The sequence below is a fragment of the Pseudomonas sp. TSO6 genome (assembly GCF_056098905.1).
In genome coordinates this window covers 76,979-101,137 of sequence record NZ_JBLZWV010000068.1, presented here as the reverse complement: position 1 = coordinate 101,137, position 24,159 = coordinate 76,979, and the positions used below count along the sequence as shown (strand labels likewise).

Annotated in this window: 23 protein-coding genes; 12 read left to right on the top strand and 11 right to left on the bottom strand. The window is 63.5% G+C overall.

Annotated elements, in window-relative coordinates; all coding sequences use genetic code 11:
- The 4 genes from ACN6NG_RS26580 to ACN6NG_RS26565 all read right to left on the bottom strand — a co-directional run bounded on the left by ACN6NG_RS26580 (position 1) and on the right by ACN6NG_RS26565 (position 3,565).
- Positions 1-546: a tetratricopeptide repeat protein gene (locus tag ACN6NG_RS26580; protein WP_049275629.1), complete on the bottom strand. Its 546-nt coding sequence runs from the start codon at positions 544-546 to the stop codon at positions 1-3.
- Between the two features lie 283 nt (positions 547-829).
- Positions 830-2,113 (bottom strand): glutamate-1-semialdehyde 2,1-aminomutase, encoded by a 1,284-nt coding sequence (gene hemL, locus ACN6NG_RS26575; RefSeq protein ID WP_063422778.1) that lies wholly within the window; start codon positions 2,111-2,113, stop codon positions 830-832.
- 17 nt (positions 2,114-2,130) lie between these two features.
- On the bottom strand, positions 2,131-2,754 hold the full coding sequence (gene thiE / locus ACN6NG_RS26570; protein WP_063422779.1) for a thiamine phosphate synthase: 624 nt from the start codon (positions 2,752-2,754) through the stop codon (positions 2,131-2,133).
- A 13-nt stretch (positions 2,755-2,767) separates the two neighbouring features.
- Positions 2,768-3,565, bottom strand: a complete 798-nt coding sequence (locus ACN6NG_RS26565) for a hydroxymethylpyrimidine/phosphomethylpyrimidine kinase (protein ID WP_049275631.1) — start codon at positions 3,563-3,565, stop codon at positions 2,768-2,770.
- Positions 3,566-3,830: 265 nt separating this feature from the next.
- Here ACN6NG_RS26565 and ACN6NG_RS26560 point away from each other — a divergent pair, with 265 nt between their 5' ends.
- Positions 3,831-5,819 (top strand): sensor histidine kinase, encoded by a 1,989-nt coding sequence (locus tag ACN6NG_RS26560; protein ID WP_474317026.1) that lies wholly within the window; start codon positions 3,831-3,833, stop codon positions 5,817-5,819.
- 456 nt (positions 5,820-6,275) lie between these two features.
- Positions 6,276-6,572 carry a DUF3077 domain-containing protein gene (locus ACN6NG_RS26555; protein WP_474317023.1) on the top strand — a complete coding sequence of 99 codons (297 nt, stop codon included), beginning with the start codon at positions 6,276-6,278 and terminating at the stop codon, positions 6,570-6,572.
- A 112-nt stretch (positions 6,573-6,684) separates the two neighbouring features.
- Here ACN6NG_RS26555 and ACN6NG_RS26550 read toward each other — a convergent pair whose 3' ends face one another.
- Both ACN6NG_RS26550 and ACN6NG_RS26545 read right to left on the bottom strand, forming a co-directional pair.
- Positions 6,685-7,071 carry a hypothetical protein gene (locus ACN6NG_RS26550; protein WP_474317022.1) on the bottom strand — a complete coding sequence of 129 codons (387 nt, stop codon included), beginning with the start codon at positions 7,069-7,071 and terminating at the stop codon, positions 6,685-6,687.
- A complete protein-coding gene (locus tag ACN6NG_RS26545) occupies positions 7,064-8,470 on the bottom strand; it encodes a PAAR domain-containing protein (protein ID WP_474317019.1) in 1,407 nt (468 codons plus the stop codon). Before ACN6NG_RS26545 ends, ACN6NG_RS26550 begins: the two co-directional genes overlap by 8 nt.
- Before the next feature lie 266 nt (positions 8,471-8,736).
- Here ACN6NG_RS26545 and ACN6NG_RS26540 point away from each other — a divergent pair, with 266 nt between their 5' ends.
- From ACN6NG_RS26540 to ACN6NG_RS26530, 3 genes are all read left to right on the top strand, one after another.
- Positions 8,737-10,389: an acyl-CoA dehydrogenase family protein gene (locus ACN6NG_RS26540; RefSeq protein ID WP_474317017.1), complete on the top strand. Its 1,653-nt coding sequence runs from the start codon at positions 8,737-8,739 to the stop codon at positions 10,387-10,389.
- Between the two features lie 134 nt (positions 10,390-10,523).
- Positions 10,524-12,038: an AMP nucleosidase gene (gene amn, locus ACN6NG_RS26535; protein ID WP_259375049.1), complete on the top strand. Its 1,515-nt coding sequence runs from the start codon at positions 10,524-10,526 to the stop codon at positions 12,036-12,038.
- A 6-nt stretch (positions 12,039-12,044) separates the two neighbouring features.
- Positions 12,045-12,677 carry a pseudouridine synthase gene (locus ACN6NG_RS26530; RefSeq protein WP_063422784.1) on the top strand — a complete coding sequence of 211 codons (633 nt, stop codon included), beginning with the start codon at positions 12,045-12,047 and terminating at the stop codon, positions 12,675-12,677.
- A 115-nt stretch (positions 12,678-12,792) separates the two neighbouring features.
- Here the strand turns inward: ACN6NG_RS26530 and ACN6NG_RS26525 are convergent, their stop codons facing one another.
- Positions 12,793-12,996: a DUF2788 domain-containing protein gene (locus ACN6NG_RS26525; protein WP_003249787.1), complete on the bottom strand. Its 204-nt coding sequence runs from the start codon at positions 12,994-12,996 to the stop codon at positions 12,793-12,795.
- A 54-nt stretch (positions 12,997-13,050) separates the two neighbouring features.
- Complete coding sequence (locus ACN6NG_RS26520) at positions 13,051-13,527, bottom strand: Lrp/AsnC family transcriptional regulator (protein ID WP_016501780.1); 477 nt, start codon at positions 13,525-13,527, stop codon at positions 13,051-13,053.
- 396 nt (positions 13,528-13,923) lie between these two features.
- Here ACN6NG_RS26520 and ACN6NG_RS26515 point away from each other — a divergent pair, with 396 nt between their 5' ends.
- A complete protein-coding gene (locus tag ACN6NG_RS26515; protein WP_474317012.1) occupies positions 13,924-14,760 on the top strand; it encodes a DUF6515 family protein in 837 nt (278 codons plus the stop codon).
- 123 nt (positions 14,761-14,883) lie between these two features.
- Here the strand turns inward: ACN6NG_RS26515 and ACN6NG_RS26510 are convergent, their stop codons facing one another.
- Together ACN6NG_RS26510 and ACN6NG_RS26505 are read right to left on the bottom strand one after the other, a co-directional pair.
- Positions 14,884-15,753 (bottom strand): cation diffusion facilitator family transporter, encoded by an 870-nt coding sequence (locus tag ACN6NG_RS26510; RefSeq protein WP_474317009.1) that lies wholly within the window; start codon positions 15,751-15,753, stop codon positions 14,884-14,886.
- Positions 15,754-15,779: 26 nt separating this feature from the next.
- On the bottom strand, positions 15,780-16,199 hold the full coding sequence (locus ACN6NG_RS26505; protein ID WP_016501777.1) for a hypothetical protein: 420 nt from the start codon (positions 16,197-16,199) through the stop codon (positions 15,780-15,782).
- 117 nt (positions 16,200-16,316) lie between these two features.
- Between ACN6NG_RS26505 and hrpB the strand changes: the two genes are divergently transcribed.
- Complete coding sequence (hrpB, locus tag ACN6NG_RS26500; protein ID WP_474317007.1) at positions 16,317-18,845, top strand: ATP-dependent helicase HrpB; 2,529 nt, start codon at positions 16,317-16,319, stop codon at positions 18,843-18,845.
- 36 nt (positions 18,846-18,881) lie between these two features.
- Here hrpB and ACN6NG_RS26495 read toward each other — a convergent pair whose 3' ends face one another.
- Positions 18,882-19,538: a hypothetical protein gene (locus tag ACN6NG_RS26495; protein WP_474317005.1), complete on the bottom strand. Its 657-nt coding sequence runs from the start codon at positions 19,536-19,538 to the stop codon at positions 18,882-18,884.
- Between the two features lie 167 nt (positions 19,539-19,705).
- Between ACN6NG_RS26495 and ACN6NG_RS26490 the strand changes: the two genes are divergently transcribed.
- From ACN6NG_RS26490 to ACN6NG_RS26470, 5 genes are all read left to right on the top strand, one after another.
- Complete coding sequence (locus ACN6NG_RS26490) at positions 19,706-20,470, top strand: DUF2076 domain-containing protein (protein ID WP_474317003.1); 765 nt, start codon at positions 19,706-19,708, stop codon at positions 20,468-20,470.
- A gap of 158 nt (positions 20,471-20,628) precedes the next feature.
- On the top strand, positions 20,629-21,108 hold the full coding sequence (locus tag ACN6NG_RS26485; RefSeq protein ID WP_016501691.1) for an NYN domain-containing protein: 480 nt from the start codon (positions 20,629-20,631) through the stop codon (positions 21,106-21,108).
- A 9-nt stretch (positions 21,109-21,117) separates the two neighbouring features.
- On the top strand, positions 21,118-21,723 hold the full coding sequence (locus ACN6NG_RS26480; RefSeq protein WP_049275210.1) for a 3'-5' exonuclease: 606 nt from the start codon (positions 21,118-21,120) through the stop codon (positions 21,721-21,723).
- 122 nt (positions 21,724-21,845) lie between these two features.
- On the top strand, positions 21,846-22,766 hold the full coding sequence (yedA, locus tag ACN6NG_RS26475) for a drug/metabolite exporter YedA (RefSeq protein WP_474316999.1): 921 nt from the start codon (positions 21,846-21,848) through the stop codon (positions 22,764-22,766).
- Positions 22,767-22,821: 55 nt separating this feature from the next.
- Positions 22,822-24,144, top strand: coding sequence for a DEAD/DEAH box helicase (locus tag ACN6NG_RS26470; protein WP_016501688.1), 1,323 nt, complete (start codon positions 22,822-22,824; stop codon positions 24,142-24,144).
- Positions 24,145-24,159: the final 15 nt, after the last annotated feature.

Here is a 24,159-nt window from a genome sequence, read left to right as displayed (position 1 = left end):
TCAGGGGAGTGGCGAGAACGGCGTGCGCCCTTCGGCGTTCTGCAGTTCCAGCAGGTATTTGCGGAAGATCTGGCCGAGCACCTGGGTGGCATGCTCCAGTTCGTCGCGGGGCATTTGCTCGGTGACTTCGTCGGCCATGTCCAGTGCATCTTCGGCGCCGTTGACCGCGGCCATCTTCAGCAGGATGTAGGCCTGCACGTTGTTGGCCTTGACCCCTTCGCCATGGAAGAACATGGCACCCAGACGATACTGGGCGTCGGCCTGACCTTGCAGCGAAGCCTTCTGGAACCAGTCCAGGGCTTTGTCGAGGTTTTTCGGCGTTTGCGTGTAGTAGTACTCGCCCAGTTCGAATTGCGCCTGGGCATCCCCCGCGTTAGCCGTCTGCTCGCAGGCCTTGAGGGCGTTTGCCAGGTCTTCAGGCTGAACATTCAAGGTGCAGCGGCCCGTCGCCGGAATCAGCAACGAGTTACCGCCCTCCGCCAAGGCCAGCAGGGGCTGAAGAAGCAACAGGCAGCCCAGGGTCAGGGCGCGGCCGGTGCGGTTCATGGGGATCGACTTACCTCTGCAAAGCTGCGGCCAATGTCTGGTGGCACATTATGGGATAAGCAGCGCCAACCTTACAAAGTTTTACTCGAATTTCTGCTTGGTGGGGGAAGTCAGCTGATTGTGCATGCCTGATTATTGCCTGTACCGGCCTCTGTGGGAGCGGCCTTGTGTCGCGATAGGGCTGCGCAGCAGCCCCAGAATTCCAGCAGAAATGCATCAATTGCTGGGGCCGCTTTGCGGCCCTATCGCGACACAAGGCCGCTCCCACAAAGGGAGTAGCTACTTATTTCAGGGCAGCAAAGGCCTTCTCAGCCGCATCCAGGGTGATCTGCAGCTCCTTGTCGCCGTGGGCGATGGAGGTGAAGCCCGCCTCGAACGCGCTCGGTGCCAGGTACACGCCGCCTTCCAGCATCAGGTGGAAGAAGCGCTTGAAACGTTCGGCATCGCTGCTCATCACGTCTTCGAAGGTGACGATATCGTCGGCGCCGCTGAAGTACAGGCCGAACATGGCACCGGCCTGGGTGGTGACGAACGGTATGCCAGCGGCATCGGCACGTTGCTGCAGGCCATCGAGCATGCGGCTGGTGTAGTCGGTCAGCTCGGCGTGGAAGCCCGGGCGGCTGATCAGCTTCAGGGTGGTCAGGCCAGCGGCCATGGCCAGCGGGTTGCCCGACAGGGTGCCGGCCTGGTAGACCGGGCCGAGCGGGGCGATGCAGCCCATGATTTCGCGCTTGCCGCCGAAGCAGCCAACCGGCATGCCACCACCGACGATCTTGCCGAAGGTGGACAGGTCCGGCTTGATGCCGTAGTGGCCCTGGGCCCCGCCCAGCGAGACGCGGAAGCCGGTCATCACTTCGTCGAAGATCAGCACCACGCCGTGTTTGTCGCACTGCTCGCGCAGGCCTTCAAGGAAGCCCGGCGCCGGTGGGACGCAGTTCATGTTGCCGGCCACGGGCTCGACGATGATGCAGGCCACGGTCTGGCCGACGTCTGCCAGGGTTTTCTCGACCGCGGCGATGTCGTTGAACGGCAGGGTCAGGGTGTGCTTGGCGAAGTCTGCCGGCACGCCGGCCGAGCTTGGCACGCCCTGGGTCAGCAGACCGGAACCGGCTTTTACCAGCAGGCTGTCGGAGTGGCCGTGGTAGCAGCCCTCGAACTTGATGATGGCGTCACGGCCGGTGTAGCCACGGGCCAGGCGGATGGCGCTCATGGTGGCTTCGGTGCCCGAGCTGACCATGCGCACCATTTCCATGGACGGCACCAGCGAGCAGACCAGGTCTGCCATGTCGGTTTCCATGGCGGTCGGCGCGCCGTAGGACAAGCCGTGCTCAAGCTGCCTGCGTACCGAGTCCAGTACGTCCGGGTGGCCGTGGCCGAGGATCATCGGGCCCCAGGAGCCGACGTAGTCGACATAGCGCTTGTCGTCTTCGTCAACGACGTAGGCGCCTTCGGCATGCTTGAAGAACAGCGGCGTGCCGCCCACGCTTTTGAAAGCGCGCACTGGCGAGTTGACGCCGCCGGGGATGTGCTTCTGGGCTTTGGCGAACAGGTCTTCGGAACGGGACATGAAAGGCTCTCTCGAAATCAGGATGCGAACAAGGCATTGAAGGCGCGGGCGCGGCGGGTAACTTCCTGCGCGCTGTCGGCACCGAACAGGCCATGGATCACCGCCAGCAGGTCGGCGCCGTGGGCGACCAGCGGGGCGGCGTTGTCGAGGGTGATGCCGCCGATCACGGCAATCGGCAGTTTCACCTGGGCACGCGCCTGCTCCAGCAGTTCGACGTTGGCGGCGGGCGCGCCCGGCTTGGTAACGGAATTGAAGAAGCGGCCAAAGGCGACGTAGCTGGCGCCTTCGCTGGCGGCCTGGACGGCCAGGTCGAGGCTGGCGTGGCAGGTGGAACCGATGATCGCCCGGCGGCCGAGCAGGGCGCGGGCCGGGGTCAGCGGGCCGTCGGTCTGGCCCAGGTGTACACCGACGCCCAGGCGTGCGGCCAGTTCGGCGTCGTCGTTGATCAGCAGCTGGGTGCCGTAGCGCTCGCAGAGCTTCATCAGCCCTTCGGCTTCACGCAGGCGGCGCGCCGCGTCGTCACTTTTGTCGCGGTACTGCAGCAGGCACACGCCGCCTTCCAGTGCCGCCTCGACATGGGACAGGAACCGGCCGGCGAGCAGCTGGCTGTCGGTGATTGCATACAGACCGCGTAGCTTCATTGAAAGCCTCGTATCAGGAACAGAAGTCCAGGGGCAGGCGGCGCGGCACGTACTGGCCCCTGCCCAGCTGCTCGGCGTCACGCAGGGTGCGCCAGGTGTAGTCCAGGGCGCTGCGCACGGCGCTTTCCAGCTGCTCGCCGAGGGCCAGGCGGCCAGCCAGGGCGCTGGCCAGGGTGCAGCCCGAGCCATGGTAGCTGCCCGGCAGGCGTTGGCAGGTCCAGGTGTGGAGCTGGCCGTCCTGGGTGTACAGGCGGTTGTGAATTTCGTCTTCGTCGCCGTGACCGCCGGTAATCAGCAGGTGTCTACAGAACGGCAGCAGCTTTTCGGCACATTCGTCGGCGGTGCCTTCGGGCAGTTCGGCGAGGATGCGGGCTTCAGGCAGGTTCGGCGTGGCGATGGTCGCCAGCGGCAGCAGGCGTTCGCGCAGGGCGTAGCCCACTTCGTCCTTGCCCAGGCGGCCACCGCCGCCGGCACGCAGCACCGGGTCGCAGACCAGCGGCAGGTGCGGGTGGGCGGCCAGCAGTTCGGCGACGGTGTCGACCATCTCGATCGAACCGAGCATGCCCAGCTTGACGGCGGCCACCGTGGAGTCGGCCAGCACGGCATTGGCCTGGGCCAGTACCCACTCGCGGTCGAGCACGCGGAAGTCGGAAACGTTGACGGTATCCTGCACGGTCAGGGCGGTCACTGCGGGTGCAGCGTGACAGCCTTGGGCGATCAGGGCTTCGATATCTGCCTGCAGGCCGGCGCCGCCACTGGGGTCGTGGCCGGAGAGACAGAGGACAACGGGGCGGGAGCTGTAGGTATTCATGGTCGGCGAGCTTACCACCAAACCTGTTTGGGCGGATCGTCCGACAAACGAGTTTTACTGATCGATCGGTCAGATTCTAATTCTTTGATCTTCTGAAAGTATTGATTTAGAGCCTTTTCTTTGGTTTTTGATATGGCCGATTGCCAGGTTGCGAAGCTATGCTAGAGTGCTCGGATAACTCGACAAACGGGTTCTGCTGGATCACGTCGTCTCAAACGGATGGGAGGCTACCGCGACGCGACCGGACAGGCCATGCTGGGGCTGTATGCGCTATTTGCTGATTGTGCTTCTGGGCTTGCTGCCCGTGCTGGCCGGAGCGGTCGATTTCGACGACGCTACCCGGCATCTTCCATTGGGCAAGGCCATGCAGGTTTACGAAGACCTCGATGGCAGTGCCAGCATCGCCCAGGTCAGTGCCCCCGGGTTTGCCAAATTCTTCCGCCCCCACCATGAAGACGTGCTGAACGCCGGTTATTCCACCTCGGTGTTCTGGCTCAAGGTCGAGCTGCGCCCCGTTGCCCCGCCCGGCGCTGCCCCGCGGCAGTGGCTGCTGGAGCTGGCCTATCCGCCGCTGGACCACCTCGAGCTGTACTTGCCTGACGGTAGCGGTGTATACCGCCTGGCGCAGCGCACCGGCGATGCCTTGCCCTACGACAGCCGGCAGATACGGCAGAACAACTACCTGTTCAAGTTGCAGTTGCCCCCTGGCAAGGTGACCACCGCCTACCTGCGGCTGCACAGCCAGGGTTCGGTACAAGCGCCGCTGGCGCTGTGGTCCCCTGAAGCCTACCTGGAAGAGCAGCCCACGCGCCTGTATGTGCTGGGGATCATCTACGGCGTGTTACTGGTGATGCTGGTGTACAACCTGTTCATCTACCTCAGCGTGCGCGACGTCAGCTACCTCTACTACATCCTCTATATCGCCTCGTTCGGTTTCTACCAGGTATCGGTGAACGGTGCAGGCGTGGCCTACTTCTGGCCGGACAGTCCCTGGTGGGCGAACGCCTCGACGCCGCTGTTCATCGGTGCGGCGGGCCTGTTCGGCTGCCAGTTCGCCCGGCACTTCCTGCAACTGGGCAACATCAGCCGTGGTTTCGACCGGCTGCTGCAGCTACTGATGCTGGGCGGCGCGCTGGTCATGGTAATGGCGGTGAGCATGCCCTACGGCAATGCCCTGCGCATGGCCACGCTACTGGCGTTGCTGTTCACCGTGAGCATCTTCAGCGCCGGCTTGTACGCCTGGTGGCGTGGCTTGCGCGTGGCGCGCTGGTTCATCATCGCCTGGACGGCGTTCCTGCTTGGCGGGCTGGTCAACACCCTGATGGTGCTGGGCCACCTGCCAAATGTGTTCATCACCATGTATGCCAGCCAGCTCGGTTCGGCGCTGGAGGTAGCATTGCTGTCGCTGGCGCTGGCCGACCGTATCAACAGCCTGCGTGAGCAACAGGCGCAGACCTTGCGCGAGACAGGGCGCACGTTGGAGCAGCTGAACCTGCAACTTGCCAGGAGCAACCGCCTGAAGGACGAGTTTCTGGCCAGCGTGACCCATGAGCTGCGCACCCCGATGAATGGCGTGATCGGCTCGCTGGAGCTGATGCACACCCTGCCGATGGAAGCCGAAATGGCCCAGTACCACCGCACGGCGGTGGGGTCGGCGCAAGGCATGATGGACATGGTCGACGCCATTCTTACCCTGTCCGAGCTGCAGGCAGGCCGCCTGCGCGCGCAGCCGGCGCCGTTCAGCCTGCGCGCACTGCTGCATGGCTTGCGCGCCGGTTATGCAGGGCAGGCCCTGCGCAAAGGCTTGTACCTCAGCCTGGACATACCGGCCGACCTGCCGGACGGGCTGCTGGGTGACGGGAAGAAGCTGGCCCAGTGCCTGGGCTGCCTGGTGGACAACGGTTTGAAGTTCACCCATCAGGGCGGAGTGATGATCCAGGTGCGCGGCCGCCGGTTGGGGCCGGGCGACCTGGCCTTGACCTTTACCGTCAGTGATAGCGGTATCGGCTTCGATGACCTGGAGCAGTCGACCCTGTACCAGCGGTTCTTCCAGGTCGACGGTTCGATGACCCGGCGATATGGCGGCCTGGGGATTGGCTTGTCGATCTGCCGGCAGATGGGGGAATTGCTGGGGGCCAGGTTGGCGCATGAATCGACGCGCGGGTTGGGGAGCCGGTTCGAGTTGAGTTTGAACGTGGCGATTTCGCAGGTGCAGATGACTCCGAATATCCAACAGACGAGGCGTTCGCTGTAGGTTTTTATTGGGGCTGCTTTGCAGCCCTTCGCGGGCTCGCCCGCTCCCACAAGGATCGCGCACAGCTTGGGCTGAGCACAAAACCAGTGGGAGCGGGCGTGCCTGCGAAGGGCCGCAAAGCGGCCCCAAGAGATTCATTGGCTACGATGATTTCAGACTCTTCCTACGGCTCGGGGCTGGCAACTCCACCCTCCTGCGAAATACCCAACAACCTCTGTCGACACGCGTCTGATTGTTCCTGCAAATCCCGCCCTCTAGGCTTTGCCTGTCGCTGACGGTTCAGCGATCGGGTGTGGAAACCTGGCAGTACATATGGTGCTTGTTGTCATGACAGCTGTACGCGGGAGGCTTTCGCCTACCCGGTTTGCCATATGCCTGGATTTCCACTCCGTGTGCAGCTGTCACCCCAATGTGTGGAAACTGACGGGTGGCACATAACGATATGGTGCCCAATCGATGACCGACGAAACCAAAACCACCCCAGGCGTAACCTATTTCTACCAAGGCGAAGGCCAAACCCATCCTCTGTTCCGCATAGCCGAAGGCATCCCCTGCCGCAGCGCCCGCGAGCAGGCCTCCGAGTTGATGGGCTATGCACGGGACTTGTCGCTGACCGGTTTGATGGATGGCGACCAGCAAATGATGTGGGCATCGCATTACTTCGCAGCCATGGCCAAGGCGCTGCTGGATGATGCCGAGCTGGGCTTGATGCGCTGGCTTTTGTATTGGATGTACCGGCCCTTTCGCGGGTGAACCCGCTCCCACAGGAATTGGGCATACATTGAAAGATGCGCGATCCCTGTGGGAGCGGGTTTACCCGCGAATTAGCTGTGCGATCAGCTTTTTTCTGAAATATGTTTGTGTCTCATTTGATCAGCTTCATTAGGTAATATGCCGCTACCCAGGCAATGCCAATAGTATTTAGCGAAGATGCAATGAGTATTTTACTTCTTAAATACCTGGGGAATTGTGAGTGGTCTTGCTCATCCAACAGCCCACGGCGAATGCTGAAGGCGGGGGATCCAATGGCACCGGCGATTACAGAAATCACTAGAATTCTGGAACCAATTTTTTGCTCTCCCCACATCCCGGTCGCAAATGGAAGGCACGCGCTACGTTGGAGTGCTGAGGTCATTTCTTTATATTGGCGAGAGCAGGCGATGTGAAGGTCAGCTACAAGCCCGATTAAAGCGAGGCAGATAGGAGCGCCTAACAGAAATAATCTTATTTTTACGTCAAGGTGATCAATCATCTCCAAAGACCTCGAAGACTAATTCGCCTAGCTCCTCGCCCGCTTCCATACCACCGATGCTGCCGGCCAAGGCGCCTCCACCAGTGATCACTATTCCACATGCAACGGCGTAGGGTCCGACTCTCCAGCAAACCTTCGTAGAAATTCTGCCCGCAAGTTTTCCTGCCAACCAGCCACCCGCTAAGCCACCGGAAAAATTACCTGCCTCAGTAACGCTGACTTTTTTACAGGCATGTGTGTTGCCCTCTTTGCACACCTCAGAAATTTTCATTGCAGCTCCGCTACCGCCAATAGCAGTGCCAATACGTCCTCCGGTTTTTAAATATTTAGCCATTTTGGCCAGCTTGTCCAAATGTGTCGAGTAACCAGGGATGTGGCTCGGAGCCCCTGCTTTACTCCAGTGGTGTACTAAGCTTCTTGACGATATACCTAAATCCCGGCGGAGGTTTTCATAATTTCCAAGGTTAAGGCGTTTGTTTAAAACGGTCGCTTTTAAGTTCACACTCAGTTGCGTGAATAGTTTATTACGTTCCGCAAAGAACTCAGGGTGCCTAAGATGCCCATGCTTGATGAACTGATCTTTATGCAGGTCTTCAATTTTTCGCAGTATGTCGCTGAGTTCATCCAGCGACTTGCCAACCATCGCCTCACTTACCCCCATCGCCAGGCTCACATCGCTGAGCAAACCGGCAATCTCGGCCTGATGGCGCATCATGAACTCGGCCTCTTCTGGCGTCAGGCTCGCCAACGCTTCCCGCGCCTGCTTCGCCGCACTCATTGCAGTCAGTTCTTCGCGCGTGCACACCGGCCGCCGCAAACCGTCGCCGATAACAAAGATCTCACCTGCCTTGAACCCTCGCTGATAGGTCGGGTTCAGTCGTTCCAGAATCGAGTTAGGCAGGTTGGCCTGCGGCGCGCCGAGTTCTGCCAAGACTTCCTGATACGTCATGCAGCGCGGAACGATGTAGAAGCCAGGCTCCATGCCTTGCGCAGCTGTTGAGGGCTGATGTGCCCCAGGTTGATAGCTGCTGCTTACTTGGTTACTCGCTTGTGCCTGTGGTGGTGCCTCATGAACAGGCTCAGGTACAGGCGCCCTGCGCGGCGGCGCAGGTGCATATCCACTTGCAACCAGGCGATTGCTGCCCGATGGGCACCCGCATTGCACCAGCGCTCCATCCAGAGCTGTGGGTATGTCGTCCTGCCGCCAGCGGGATTCGCCCTCGATGATGGTGCCCGCTTGTCCACAGAGCGGGCAGGGTGTGGTCGGGTCGCCTTGAAGCAGCCAGTTGCGGCCATGCACGCAGCCCCTGGCCCGGCTGGCAATACAAACAGCGCCTGTGGTGGTTTGGTCGCCCTCAAGGCCCTGGTATCGGCCGAAGATGTTCATGCGCAGGCTCATGGCTTGCCTCTTTTTTGAGGATGAAAGCCAGGAACCTAGCAGCCTGTAGACGGGTATTTTCGGGGCAGGGAGGCTTTAGGAAACGTCCTACAGAGGATAGAGAGCTGGACTACAAGCCTTCCTGGGTGGCACCGTCTGTCAGCCCTGATGCATTCCCAAGGCATGCGCCACCCCCACCACACGTTTAGTCATTAATGCCCCTTTGACTACCCCGCAAGCAGTGCTTCACTGGGGACTTCAAGCCTACCCGGATCCAGGAGCCCCCGATGAACCTGCACCAGTACGCTGAAACCCACGAAGTCACCAACCAGCCGCCGTCCCTCGACGGTGCCAACCTGTACCGCCTCGATCTGCCATTGCAGGAGTGGTCACGGCGTTTCGGCGCGGGCTGGGCCGAGTCGCGGATAGATGCCTACGGCGCCCTGGCGGGCGGCCCGCTGATGCAGGCAGGTTTTCTGGCCAACGCGCACAAGCCGGAGTTCATCAGCCACGACCGCTATGGCCATCGCATCGACCTGGTCGAGTTCCACCCGGCCTACCACGAGCTGATGCGTACCGCCGTCGAACACGGCCTGCCTTCTTTGCCATGGGCCGAACCCCGCGCTGGCGCCCATGTGGCACGCGCGTCGATGACTTACCTGCACAGCCAGGCCGAAGCCGGTACTGGCTGCCCGCTGACCATGACCTTCGCTGCCGTGCCGGCGCTGCGCCTTCAGCCCGAGCTGGCCGAGTACTGGCTGCCGAAAATCCTTGCCTGTGAATATGACCCGCGTAATGTCGGCGACCGGCACAAGGCCGGGGTCACCCTGGGCATGGCCATGACCGAGAAGCAGGGCGGCACCGATGTGCGCGCCAATACCACGCGGGCCTACCCGGTAGGGGCACCTGGCCCAGGCCAGCCATATGAGCTGGTCGGGCACAAGTGGTTCTGCTCGGCACCCATGTGCGATGCCTTCCTCACGCTGGCGCAAACCGAAAAAGGCCTGAGCTGCTTCCTGCTGCCGCGCCATCGCCCGGACGACAACCGCAACCAGTTCTATATCCAGCGCCTGAAGAACAAGCTGGGCAACAGCTCCAACGCCTCCAGCGAGGTGGAGTTCCGTGGTGCGCTGGCATGGATGATCGGAGAAGAAGGGCGGGGCGTACCGACCATCATCGAGATGGTGGCCATGACCCGTTTCGACTGCATGGTCGGCTCCAGCGCCCTGATGCGCCAGGCGCTGACCCAGGCGGCCCACCACTGCGCGCACCGCAAGGTTGGCGGGCGGGTGCTGAACGAGCAGCCATTGATGCAGAACGTGCTGGCCGACCTGGCGCTGGAAAGCGAGGCGGCACTGGCCCTGAGCCTACGTATGGGGCAGGCGCTGGAGCAGCTCGACGACCCGCAGCAGGCGCATTTCGCCCGGCTGGTCACGGCGGTGGGCAAGTACTGGATCTGCAAACGGGCGCCGGCCATGATCAACGAGGCCGCCGAATGCCTGGGCGGTGCGGGTTATGTGGAGGACAGCATCCTGCCACGGCTGTACCGCGAGGCACCGGTCAATTCGACCTGGGAAGGCTCTGGCAACGTGCAGTGCCTGGATGTGCTGCGGGCCTTGTCGAAGGAGCCGGGCGTGCTCGATGCGCTGTTCACCGAATTGGGCGACGGGCATGGAGATCCGCGGCTGGCGGCGCATATCGGCAACCTCAAAGGGGCATTTGCCGACACCGGCGACATACAGTACCGCGCGCGGCAGCTGACCGAGGATATCGCGCTGGCGCTTCAGGCCAAGCTGTTGCTGGAGGCGGGCAATGCGGTGGTCAGCGATGCGTTTATCGGTAGCCGCCTGACGGGTGGTGGACGGGCGTATGGGGCGCTGCCACGGGGTGTGGATGTGCAGGCATTGGTGATCAGGGCAACACCTGCCTGGCCGAGTTGAGGTGTGTTTGAAGGCCCTATCGCCGGCAAGCCAGCTCCCACAGGTAATGCGCAATGTTCGATACCGGTGGAGGACTTGTGGGCGCTGGCTTGCCGGCGATGAGGCCGGTACTGACCGCCGGGGATGTAATTGCCATGAAACGCAGGCAAGATGGTTCACATGCATGTCCAGACAGGAAGCACAGTGTGAGCCACGCTTTTGTAGTCGTTGATACCCCCGAACAGGCCGTCGACCGTCTGGCGGCCCTGCATGAACAGGCCACCGGGGCCCTGAGCCAGGCCCTCAAGCGTTACCTGAAGGACCGTACCGAGCCGGGCGCCGATGAGCGCGACCTGTTCCGCTACCCGGCATTGCGCCTGACCTATTACAGCCACGGTGAGGTCGCCGCCACCACGCGGGCCTATGCCAAGGTGCAGGTGGCCGGCACCTACAGCGTCACCGTCACCCAGCCAGCCGCGTTCCGTGGCTACCTGCTGGAGCAGCTGCGCCCGTTGATGCACGACTACACCGTCACGGTAGAGGTGGGCATCAGCGAGCAGAACATTCCGTACCCTTACGTGGTCGACCAGGGTGACGAACTGGCCGGCAGCGGCATTACCGCCGCGCAGCTGGCGCGGGTGTTCCCCAGCACTGACCTGTCGGCCGCCACTGACAACATCGCCGATGGCCTGTACGACTGGGACCGTGCCGAAATTTTCCCACTGGCGCTGTTCGACGCCGCGCGCGTCGACTTTTCGCTGCGCCGCCTGGTGCACTACACCGGCAGCGACTGGCGCCATGTGCAGCCGTGGATCCTGCTGACCAACTACCATCGTTATGTCGACCAGTTCATCAGCCACGGTCTGGAGCAACTTCGCGACGACCCGCGCTTCGTGCGCATGGTGCTGCCGGGCAACGTGGTGATCGAAAAAGCCATGGACCACGGTGAAACCCAGGCCCTGGTCGCCAGCGTGATCTGGCACCGCTACCAGATGCCGGCCTACCACCTGATCGCCGCCGACGGCGACGGCGTGACCTTGGTCAACATTGGTGTCGGCCCGTCCAACGCCAAGAACATCACCGACCACCTGGCCGTGCTGCGCCCGCACTGCTGGCTGATGATCGGCCACTGCGGCGGCTTGCGACAGTCGCAAACCATTGGCGATTACGTGCTGGCCCACGCCTACATGCGTCGTGACGGTATTCTTGACCGGGTGGTGCCGCCGAACATCCCGATTCCAGCCCTGGCCGAAGTGCAGATGGCCTTGCAGGAGGCTGCTGCGCAGGTCACCGGCGAGCGTGGCGAACAACTCAAGAAGCGCCTGCGCACCGGTACCGTGCTGACTTACGACGACCGCAACTGGGAGCTGCGCTGGGCCCAGGAACGCCCGCTGATCAACCTGTCGCGCGCAGTGGCAGTGGACATGGAAAGCGGCACCATTGCCGCCCAGGGTTATCGTTTGCGCGTGCCGTACGGCACCCTGCTGTGCGTGTCCGACAAGCCGCTGCACAGCGAGATCAAGCTGCCGGGTTCGGCCAACGCCTTCTACAACCGGGCGGTCAGCCAGCACCTGAAGATCGGCATTGCTGCCCTCGACCTGCTGCGCACCGAGCTCAACTCGCTGCACTCGCGTAAACTGCGCAGCTTCGATGAGCCGCCGTTCCGCTGAGGATCCATGTCACTGCCACCCCGTAACAAGCCGCGCCGCCCCCAGGCGCGGCCTGCCGCCGGCCCGCGTCGCCAGCCCAAGGCGCCACCGGCCGAGCCGCGCCTGATCCTGTTCAACAAACCGTTCGACGTGCTGACCCAGTTCAGCGACGGCGAAGGGCGCGCAACCCTCAAGGACTTCATCGACATCGCGGGCGTATACCCGGCCGGGCGCTTGGACCGTGACAGTGAAGGCCTGCTGTTGCTGACCAACGATGGCGGGCTGCAGGCGCGTATTGCCGACCCCAAGCACAAGCTGGCCAAGACTTACTGGGTGCAGGTGGAGGGTGAGGCGAGCGACGAGCAAATGCAGCGCTTGCGTGATGGCGTGGAGCTGAACGATGGGCCGACTTTGCCGGCCGAGGCGCGGCGGCTGGAAGAACCCGACCTGTGGCCACGCAACCCCCCGGTACGCTTTCGCAAGAGCGTGCCGACCAGCTGGCTGGAACTGGTGATTCGCGAGGGGCGTAACCGGCAGGTACGGCGGATGACGGCGGCAGTGGGGCTGCCGACCTTGCGCCTGGTGCGGGTGCGGATCGGGGGTTGGGCGCTGGATGGGCTGGAGCAGGGTTGCTGGCGCGAAGTCCCTGCCAAGCTTTAGTTCAGGTCATGGGCCTGTTCGCGGGCACGCCCGCTCCCACAGGGACGGCGCAGTACTCGAAGGCAACGCCAAATCTGTGGGAGCGGGCGTGCCCGCGAATGGGCCCTGAAATTTTTTATACGCCTTCGAGAAACCCCACCACCACGCTCTTGATGATAAAGGCCAGCACCCCCAGCCCCAGCACGAAGAACAGGATCAACGTCCCGAACTTGCCTGCCTTGGACTTTTTCGCCAGGTCCCAGACGATGAAACCCATGAAACCGATCAATACGGTGACCAGGATGATCATCATCCACTCTTCGAATACGGCGGGATCCATCTGTGTTCTCCAGGCAGGCTGAGCAGCCGATTATACGCCGGCTACCGTGGGCATTTAACGCAGGTGGGTCAATGGCAGCTCGGTGCTGGCCAACACCTGGTTGAGCACGAAGCTTGAACGCACGCTGGTGACGCCTTCGATACGGGTCAGGCTGCCTAGAAGCAGTTTCTGGTAATGGTCCATGTCCGGCACCACCACTTTGAGCTGGTAGTCGGCATCCATCCCGGTGACCAGGCTGCATTCAAGCACCTGCGGCAGGATACGGATGGCCGCCTCGAAGGTTTCGAAGCGCTCCGGGGTGTGGCGGTCCATGCCGATCAGCACGTAGGCGGTGAGGCTCAGGCCCAGCTTCTTGCGGTCGAGCAGCGCCACCTGGCGCGAGATGTAGCCGTCGTCCTCCAGTTGCTTGACCCGACGCGAGCATGGCGAAGGCGACAGGCCTATGCGTTCGGCCAGTTCCTGGTTGGAAATGCGCGCATCGCGCTGCAATTCGGCGAGGATGCTCAGGTCGTAGCGGTCAAGTTTGCTCATGGCATTTGCCCTTTTCTGTTCGTATTGCGGCGAATTATCAATCCAGGGTGAAAAATTGCGCAAGTGCTATTTATCTGAGCAATCTTCGCAATCCTCTGCCGCAACCTGTCCGGTATCTTTATCAACAGAATCACTGCCCGGACATCAGTCCACGGCGACGCGCCCTAGGCGGGCGGTCGCGGCCAGCCATCCAACAGGATGCACTCGGCCCCCGGGCTACACACCTTCCAGAAGACGGTGTGAGGTGAGCCGGCGCCACAAGTGCCGAGCACGGACGACAATTTCAGAAGGGAGGCCCTGTGGCCTCCCTTTTTTCTGTCTGGAAATTTAATTGGCCTGTGGTGCCGTCACGGTAGACTGGCTCTAGTTGCCGTATTTTCTACCGTGAGGAACACCATGAAGTCGCGCATCTGGCAGTTGGCAGGTGTTGGTTTGCTGGGTTTGAGCATCAGCCTGGGGGCCTTGGCCGAAGGGCCGGGTGAGGGGCATGGCGAACGAGGCCAACAGGGGCAGGCAGAAGGCACGCCCGGCCGCTCATTGAACTCGCGCGACGAAGTGCGCCAGACCCAGCCGCCAAGGCAGGGTTACTACCAGGACATTCCCCGGCGCCACGGCGATAACCATCAATGGGAAGCTGGCGGCCCGGGGCAACGCCCCGGTGGCGACTGGCAGGGGCGCCCGGATGGCCACGGCAATGGCTGGGGGCCTGGGCCGCAGTATCGACCGGGTCACACTGTCGATCATTTCCCTGACCGCTACTGGAAAGTGCCCTACCGTGGTGCTGACTACTTCTACTCCGGTGGCTACTGGTATCGCCCGCATGGGGGCAGTTACATCGTGGTGACGCCGCCTTACGGGGTGCGGGTCAATTACCTGCCGCCCTATGCGCAGGAGGTCTGGCTGGGTGGTGCGATGTTCTTCCTGGTGGCCGACACCTATTACCAGTACCTGGCTGACAGCCAGGAGTATGTGGTGGTCAACCCGCCTGTCACCGGCCCGGCCCCCGTACCGGTGGCGCCGGCAAACGGCGGGTATGACGTGGTGGCTTACCCGATGAACGGGCAGGGCCAACAGCAGCAGGAGCAGGACCGCTACCAGTGCCATCGCTGGGCGGTGAGCCAGTCGGGGTTCGACCCGGGGACGGCGACCTACGCACCGGCGGCCAATGTGCTCGACACCTATCGCCGGGCGCTGGGTGCCTGCTTCAGTGGCCGGGGTTACAGCATCAACTAACCCAGATGTGCTGTCGGTCCCGGCCCTGTCGCCGGCAAGCCAGCTCCCACAGGTATTGCACATGCCGTCAGGCCGGTGCACCCCTGTGGGAGCTGGCTTGCCGGCGACAGGGCCCTTGTTAATTCACACCGGGTCGGCGTGCACCATCACATCCGCCAGTGGATAACGCTGGCGGATCACCCGCGAGGCCTCCACGCACAACCCATGCGCATCATGCAGCGGCAACTGCCCCGGCAGCTCCAGGTGCAGCTGCACGAACCACTGGTTGCCCGACACCCGCGTACGCAGGTCATGCACGCCTTTCACCCCGGGTATGGCCAACACCAGTGTGGTCATGTCCTCGCCAACATCACCGGGCAGCTCCTTGTCCATCAGGATCGCCGTACTCTCGCGGGCAATCTGCAACGCACTCCAGAGGATGTAGAAGGCGATGCCCAGGCCGAACAGTGCATCCAGTTGTGGCCAGCCCAAGCGTGCCAGCAACAGGGCCAGCAGAATGCTGCTGTTCAACAGCAGGTCCGAGCGGTAATGCAGGGAGTCGGCCCGCACTGCGGTGGAGCCGGTCAGGCGAATAACCTTGCGTTGCAGTGCCAGCAAGGCAAGGGTCAGCCCCAGCGATAACAGCATCACTGCAATGCCGACGCCGGTATCGCCCAAAGGTTGTGGCGTGTGCAGGCGTTCGGCCGCCTGCACGCCGATCAGCACCGCACTGACGCCGATGAACAGCGCCTGCGCCATACCGGCCAAGGCTTCGGCCTTGCCATGGCCAAAACGATGGTCGTCGTCGGCCGGGCGCAAGGCGTAGTGCACGGCGAGCAGGTTGATGAAGGAAGCGACAGCATCCAGTGCCGAGTCGGTCAACCCCGCCAGCAGGCTCACCGAGCCGCTCAGCCACCAGGCCAGCGCCTTGCTCAGCACCAGGATACTGGCCACCGCCAGTGAAGCGCGGGTGGCAAGGCGTAGCAGGCGCTGGTGTTCAGCCGAGGTGATCATCCGTGGTCCAGGTCCGTGAGTGGGTGTCAGGCTGCCGGCACCAGGCCCAGGCTGGCCAGCTGTTCGACACTGCCGCGGTGCTGGATCAGCCGTGGGTCGTTCAGCGGCAGGCGCTGGCCCAGTTCGCTTTCGATGATGGCCTGCAACTTCAGGTTGTCGACCTTGCCGTCGGGGCTGACCGCTTCTTGCAGCTTGGCCGGGTCGACCTGGGCGGTGCGGCCACCCGGGTAGTAGATGGCGCCAGTGGCGAAGTCGATGCCGAAGGCAATCAGCCCCGGGATGACGTAGAACAGAATGCCGATGGCGTCCATTGCGGCTACCACGGGGTCGATCTTGCCACCGATCTGGCCGCGCCGGTCCGGGTAGAAAATGGTACCGCAGGCCGTCAGCTGGGTCAGCAAGGTGGCGATGAGGGCGCCGCCGATGACGCGGGATGGGATGCGCATGTAAATCTCCGAGAAGGTATTCAGCAGGGCAAGCGAAGCGCCTGCGCCTGAAGCTTAAGACCATGATAGAGCAGGCTGGGTTCGCCGTTATACTCGCCAGATTGTTCGAGGACCACCATGATTTCATTACCGATCGATGCCGTCTTGCCTGCTTTGCGCCAAGCCCTGGAAAAACGCGACGAAGCCGTGCTCGAAGCGCCCCCCGGCGCCGGCAAGACCACCCGCGTGCCGCTGGCGCTGCTGAACGAGCCGTGGCTTGCCGGGCAGACCATCCTCATGCTCGAACCGCGGCGCCTGGCGGCGCGTGCGGCAGCCGAACGGCTGGCCAGTGAACTGGGCGAGCAGGTGGGTGAAACGGTGGGATACCGCATCCGCCTGGACAGCAAGGTCGGGCCGAAAACCCGTATCGAGGTGGTGACCGAAGGCATTCTGACCCGCCGCCTGCAAGCCGACCCGGCGCTGGAAGGCGTGGGCCTGCTGATCTTTGACGAATTCCACGAACGCAGCCTGGATGCCGACCTGGCCCTGGCGCTGAGCCTCAACGGCCGCGCGTTGCTGCGTGACAACCCACCGCTGAAGATCATGCTGATGTCGGCAACCCTGGAAGGCGAGCGCCTGTCGCGGCTGCTGGACGACGCCCCGGTGGTCAGCAGTGAGGGCCGCATGCACCCGGTGGACATCCGCTGGGGGCGGCCCTTCCAGCCGGGCGAGTTCATCGAGCCACGGGTAGTGGACAGCGTGCTGCAGGCGCTGGCCGACCAGACGGGCAGTGTGCTGGTGTTCTTGCCGGGCCAGGCCGAGATCCGCCGGGTGCACCAGAGCCTGCAGGAAGCACTGGGCGAGCGGCCGGAGATTCTGCTGTGCCCGCTGCATGGCGAACTTGACCTCAATGCCCAGCGTGCAGCCATCGACCCGGCGCCCAAGGGCCAGCGCAAGGTGGTGCTGGCCACCAACATTGCCGAAACCAGCCTGACCATCGACGGCGTGCGCGTCGTGATCGACGCAGGCCTGGCCCGGGTGCCGCGTTTTGACCCTGGCAGTGGCATGACCCGGCTGGACACCCAGCGTATCTCCCGCGCCAGCGCCACCCAGCGTGCCGGGCGTGCCGGCCGCCTGGAGCCGGGCGTGTGCTACCGGCTGTGGTCCGAAGCCCAGCATGACCAATTGGCTGCCCATGGCAGCGCCGAAATCCTACAGGCCGACCTGGCAGGCCTGGCCCTGCAACTGGCGCGCTGGGGCGTCGCCCCCCATCAGTTAAGCTGGCTCGACCAACCGCCCAGCGCAGCGTTTACCCAGGCGCAGGACCTGCTGGCGCGCCTGGGGGCATTCAAACCGGGCAGCCGCGACAACCTCAGCGATCACGGCCAGGCCATGGCCGAGCTGCCGGCTCACCCACGCATCGCCCATTTGTTGCTGCGTGGTCAGAGCCTGGGGTTGGCCGCCATGGCCTGCGATGTGGCGGCGTTGCTCGGTGAGCGGGATATCCAGCGTGGCGGCGGTGCCGACCTGCACAGCCGGCTGGCCTTGGTCAGCGGCGAGAGCAAGGCCAGCCGTGGCGGCCAGGGTGGCGTGCAGCGCGCCCGGCAGCTTGCGCGCCAGTACCGTGGGCTGTTGCGCGGCAAGGCGGGGGCCGCCGTCGCCGACCCCGACCATCCGCGTTGGCTTGGCGCCTTGCTGGCGCTGGCCTATCCTGATCGGGTCGCGCAGCAGCGGCGTGCAGGGGGCGCCGAGTATCGCCTGGCCAACGGCCGTGCTGCCTTGTTCGGCGAGGTCGATGCGTTGATGAAGCACCCGTGGTTGGTGATCGCCGACCTGGGCAGCCGCCAGGGCCAGCGCGAAGAGCGCATCTACCTTGCGGCAGAATTTGACCCGGCGCTGCTTGATGATGTGCTGGCCGAGCAGGTCGAGCGTGTCGATCTACTCGACTGGGACGAGCGTGAGCAGGTGCTGCGTGCCGAACGCCAAACCAAAGTCGGTGAGCTGATACTAAGCCGTGAACCACTGACTGGCCTGACTGACGAAGCGCGCGCCAAGGCGCTGCTTGGCCTGGTACGGCGCAAAGGCCTCAACCTGCTGACATGGACCCCGGAACTGCGCCAGTGGCAGGCGCGGGTGGCACTGTTGCGCCAGCTGGACCTGGACAGGGACGGGCAAAGCGAATGGCCCGACCTGGGTGACGAGGCGCTGCTCGCCAGCCTGGAAGACTGGTTGCAGCCCTACCTAGGCAAAGTGTCACGGCTCAGCCACTTCAGCGCGCTGGACCTGCCGTCGCTGCTGCGCAACCTGCTGCCCTGGCCGCTGCCGCAACGCCTGGAAGAACAGGCCCCCGCGCATCTGGCCGTGCCGTCCGGTTCGAACATTCGCCTGGACTACAGCGAAACCCCGCCGATTCTCGCCGTGCGCCTGCAAGAATTGTTCGGCCTGGCCGATACCCCGCGCATCGCCAATGGCCGGCAGCAGGTCAAGTTGCACCTGCTGTCGCCGGCACGCCGACCAGTGCAGGTGACCCAGGACCTGGCCAACTTCTGGCGCACGACCTATGCCGAAGTGAAGAAAGACCTGAAAGGGCGGTACCCCAAGCATTACTGGCCGGACGACCCTCTGGTGGCCGAAGCTACGGCGCGGGCCAAGCCTCGGGGTACCTGATTACGGTGCTGCCTGGCCGAAACGCGGGCCTGGGCATCACGCCCCGGCTTCGCCCTCCAGCAGCATGAACAGGCGGTACAGCACCACGGTGCTGAACAACTGCAGGAAGCCGCTGAGGCTGTCCATGGCCAGCTCCATGCCGGGCGATGGCTCGGGGAAGGCCATCAGCAGCAGCCCGTCGATCAGCCAGATTGGTGCCAGCACGGCCACCACGCAAATCATGATGCGCATGAAGTGCCCGGTGGTCATGCGTGCGCTTTCGCGCATTGCCTGCACCACCGGCAGGCCGCGCAGCACCAGCAGGTACTCGGCGAACACCAGGTTGATCATGATCCACACGCCCGGGAAGATGAACAGCGCCAGGCCGGCCATGATCAGCAGCGAGCTGATCAGGATCAGCAGGGCCAGTTGCGGCCATAGCTGCAGGGCGCGGGCGAACAGGTCGCGCTTGCCGATGTCCTGGCCGATGCTGCGCGTGTGCAGGTAAAGAATCAGTGCCGCGCTGTACAGCGGGTAGAACAGCAGGCTGACCAGCATGCCGTAGGCCGGCGAGGCCTGGTCGCCCATCTGCCGGTACAGCAGCTGGGTGAGCAAGGCCTCCAGCACCACCAACGGCAGGCACAGCTGGAGAATGCTCGGCAGGTGGCGGCGGAAGAAGTACAGGGAGTCGCGCAGAACGCTCAGCGGATTCATCAGTCAACATCGCATGGCAGTAAAATCAGGGGCATAACTTTAGCCCAAAGCGGGCGTGGGGCTGTCACTTGCTGAAAAAAGTTTCACGGCGCCAGTGATTGAATCCCGTGCCGCTACACCCCATCTTTGACGCTGTCCGTTGTCCCGCTACCCCACGAGGTCGCCCCATGAACACTGAAGAACAAACCCTGATCGACGGCCTGTTCGGCCGCATCAGGCAAGCCGAAGACCCAAGCCAGCCGCGTGACGCGCAGGCCCAGGCGTGCATCGAGCAACACCTGCGCCAGCAGCCGGCGGCGCCTTACTACATGGCCCAGGCGATTTTGGTGCAGGAGGCGGCAATCAAGCGTCTCGACGAGCAGAACAAGCAGCTTGAGGCCGAGTTGAAGCAGGCCCGCGCCCAGGCCGAGGCGGCACAGGCCGGTAACGGCGCACCGGGCAGCGGCGGCGGTGGCTTCTTGTCCAGCATCTTTGGCTCGGGCGGGCGCAATGCGGCCCCGGCTGTGCAGCCTCAGCGCCCTTCGGCGCCGCCTGCAGCATCCGGTGGTGGCTGGCGCGAGCCGTCGGCACCGGGCTTCTCCCAGGCTCAGCCGCAACCGCAGCAGCCAGGCTTTGGCGCTGCGCCGGCGCGCGGCGGTGCCAGTAGCTTCCTCGGTGGGGCCATGCAGACTGCAGCCGGTGTGGCCGGTGGTGTGTTGCTGGCCCAGGGCATCAGCAGCCTGTTCAACCACAATTCACAGCCCGAGGAAGTGGTCGAGGTAATCAAGGAAGAGCCAGCACCGGCCAGCGACAGCGGTGGCTGGAACGACCAGGGCGGGCAGCAGCAAGTGGCTGACAACGGTGGTTGGGGCGGTGACCAGGGCGGTTATGCCGACACCGATTACGGCAGCGACGATGGCGGGTTCTTCTCGGACGACGATTCGTACGTCTGACAGGTCTGGCATACTGCAGGCAATTTTGGGGGCGCTTTGCGCCCTTCGCGGGCACGCCCGCTCCCACGGTGACCTGTACGACACCTGTGGGAGCGGGCGTGCCCGCGAAGGGCTGTGCAGCAGCCCCCGGTATTCCAGGCCAGACATGAGGTTCCCAGGTGAAAAAGATCGCGCTGTTCGCCGATGTGCAGAACCTCTACTACACCGTGCGCCAGGCCCACGGCTGCCATTTCAACTACACCGCGTTGTGGGCCGACGTCAGCCGTGAAGGCGAAATTGTCGAAGCGGTGGCCTATGCCATCGACCGTGGCGACAGCAAGCAACAGCAGTTCCAGCAGATTTTGCGCAACCTGGGTTTCGATGTGCGCCTCAAGCCTTTCATCCAGCGCAGCGATGGCTCGGCCAAAGGGGACTGGGATGTGGGTATTACCCTGGATGTGATCGATGCGGCCAGCCGGGTCGACCAAGTGGTGCTGGCCTCTGGCGATGGCGACTTCGACCTGCTGCTGGAACGGGTGATCCAGCGCCACGGTACAGAGGCCGTGGTGTATGGCGTGCCTGGGCTTACCGCATTGTCGCTGATCCGTGCGGCCACCCGTTATGTGCCCATCGAGGGTAAGCTGTTGCTCAAACATTGAGGCCCCTTCATGGAACGTATTGCTGTCATCGACTTTGAAACTACCGGCATCAGCCCTGGCGCCGGCTGCCGCGCCACCGAAGTGGCAGTGGTGATGCTGGAAGGCGGGCGTATCGTCGAGCGCTACCAGAGCCTGATGAACGCTGGCGTGCCGGTACCGGCCTTCGTCGCCGGGCTGACCGGGATTACCACCGCCATGCTGCGCAGCGCTCCACCGGTGGACAAGGTGATGAACGAAGTGGCCGAGTTTGTCGGCGACACTCCGCTGCTGGCGCACAACGCGGCGTTTGACCAGAAGTTCTGGGACTACGAACTGAGTCGCATCGGCCGTAGCCGCAGCCAGTCGTTCGCCTGCTCCCTGCTGTTGTCGCGGCGCCTGCTGCCGATGGCACCGAACCACAAGCTGGGCACCCTGACCCGCTGGGCCGGCCTGCCGGACACCGGTACCGCCCACCGGGCCATGGCCGATGCCGAGATGGCCGCCAACCTGCTGCAGCACCTGGTGGGCGAACTGCGCCAGGCCCACGGTATTCAGCAACTGTCCCATGGCCTGCTTTGCCGTCTGCAGAAAGTGCCTGCCGCAAAGGTACGTGAAACCCTGGCCAAGTTCCGCTAAGGCTACTGTCCAAGCCGTGCGCACCAAAAGTGTGCCGCTCATTTGAGCCTGTTCTGTAACGTAACTCCACACAGGCAGGCCGTTAAACTGAATCACCCGTAAACGGATTTCGAGTTTTTCCCATGCCTGCCGCCCGTCGCTTCCCGTTGCTGCTCATTGGTGCTTTCCTGGCCTTGTACCTGGTCTGGGGCTCTACCTACCTGTTCATTCGTATTGGCGTGGAGAGCTGGCCACCCATGCTCATGGCTGGTGTGCGCTTCGTGATTGCTGGGGGGCTGCTGTACGGTTTTCTGCGCTGGCGCGGTGTGCCGGCGCCGACCTGGGCACAGTGGCGGGCAGCAGGGGCAATCGGTTTTCTGCTGCTCAGCTGTGGCAATGGCGGCGTGACCGTGGCCGAACATGCGGGGGTGGCATCGGGCGTGGCGGCGCTGGCGGTGGCGACAGTGCCATTGTTCACCTTGCTGTTCGGCCTGTTGTTCGGGCACCGCAACTCGCGGCTGGAGTGGGCGGGGATTGCCCTGGGGCTGGTGGGTATCGGCCTGCTGAACCTGGGTTCGAACTTGCAGGCAAGCCCGATGGGTGCTGCCCTGATCATTTTCGCGGCGGCGTCGTGGGCGTTCGGCTCGGTGTGGAGCAAGACCTTGCCATTGCCCCAGGGGCCGATGGCCAGCGCGGCGGAAATGCTGGTGGGTGGCGCGGCGCTGTTGCTGGGCAGCGTGCTGTCTGGCGAGCGTATGACGCAGATGCCGACCGCGGCCGGCTGGGGTGCGTTGGCCTACCTGGTGTTCTTTGGCTCGATCCTGGCGTTCAGCGCCTACATGTACCTGCTCAAGAACGTACGCCCGGCGGCGGCCACCAGCTATGCCTACGTCAACCCGGCGGTTGCCGTGCTGCTGGGCATCGTCTTTGCCGGCGAACAGATTGGCGCAGAGGAGTGCGTGGCCATGGCGGTGATTATCGGTGCGGTGGTGCTGATCGGCCTGCCACAGTGGCGCAAGGCACCTGCGCCTGCGCAGCCGCTGGAAGGCGAAATCTGCAAGTAGGCCGGGGTGATGCGGTAAACTTGCCGCCTTCGCTGAACCCCCTGACGGTATTGCCATGAATTTCGCCAAACTCGGCCTGATCGAACCGCTGCTGCGCACCCTGCAGCAGCTGGACTACACCACCCCGACCCCGGTGCAGGCCAAGGCCATCCCCGCCGTGCTGGCCGGCCGCGACCTGATGGCCGCAGCCCAGACCGGCACCGGCAAGACCGCAGGCTTTGCCCTGCCCGTGCTGCAGCGCCTGGCGCTGGAGGGCGAGAAGGTGGCCAGCAACTCGATCCGCGCGCTGGTGCTGGTGCCAACGCGCGAGCTGGCCGAGCAAGTGCACAACAACGTGCGCGAGTACGCCGAGAACCTGCCGCTGAGCACTTACGCGGTGTACGGCGGCGTCAGCATCAACCCGCAGATGATGCGCCTGCGCCGTGGCGTCGACCTGTTGGTGGCCACCCCGGGCCGCTTGCTCGATCTGTTCCGGCAAAACGCGGTCAAGTTCAACCAGGTGCAGACCCTGGTGCTGGACGAAGCCGACCGCATGCTCGACCTGGGCTTTGCCGAAGAACTGCAATCGGTGTACGCCGCGCTGCCCCGCAAGCGCCAGACGCTGTTGTTTTCCGCCACGTTCTCTGACCAGATTCGCGTGCTGGCCGGGCTGGCCCTGAACGACCCGATCAGTATCGAAGTGAGCCCGCGCAACGCCACCGCTACCAGCGTCAAGCAGTGGCTGGTACCTGTGGACAAGAAGCGCAAGGAAGACCTGTTCTGCCACCTGCTGCGCAAGCAGCGCTGGACGCAGGTGCTGGTATTTGCCAAGACCCGTAACGGTGTGGACCAGCTGGTGGCGCGCTTGCTGGCCGAAGGCGTGAACGCCGACGGCATCCACGGTGACCGCCCGCAGGCCACCCGCCAGCGTGCGCTGGACAGCTTCAAGGCCCGCGAGATTCAGGTGCTGGTGGCAACCGACGTGGCGGCCCGTGGCCTGGATATCGACGACCTGCCGCTGGTGGTCAACCTCGACCTGCCGATCGTTGCCGAAGATTACGTGCACCGCATCGGCCGTACCGGGCGGGCGGGTAACAAAGGCGAGGCGATTTCGCTGGTGTGCGCGGATGAAGTGCAGTTGCTGGGGGCTATCGAAGTGCTTACCCGGCAGACGCTGCCACGTCATGAAGAGCCGGATTTCATCCCCGATCACCGGGTGCCGATGACCGACGCCAGTGGCCAGGTGATCAAGAAGCCGAAGAAACCCAAAAAGCCGAAAGAGAACAGCGCCAAGCGCGGGCTGGGGCGCTGGATGGACAGTGGGGACCCGGAGCCTGCTGTGAAGGCGGTGCGCAAGGTGCCGAGCTTCAATGGTGGGCCGCGTAAGCGTAAGCCTTGAGATTTTTGGGGCCGC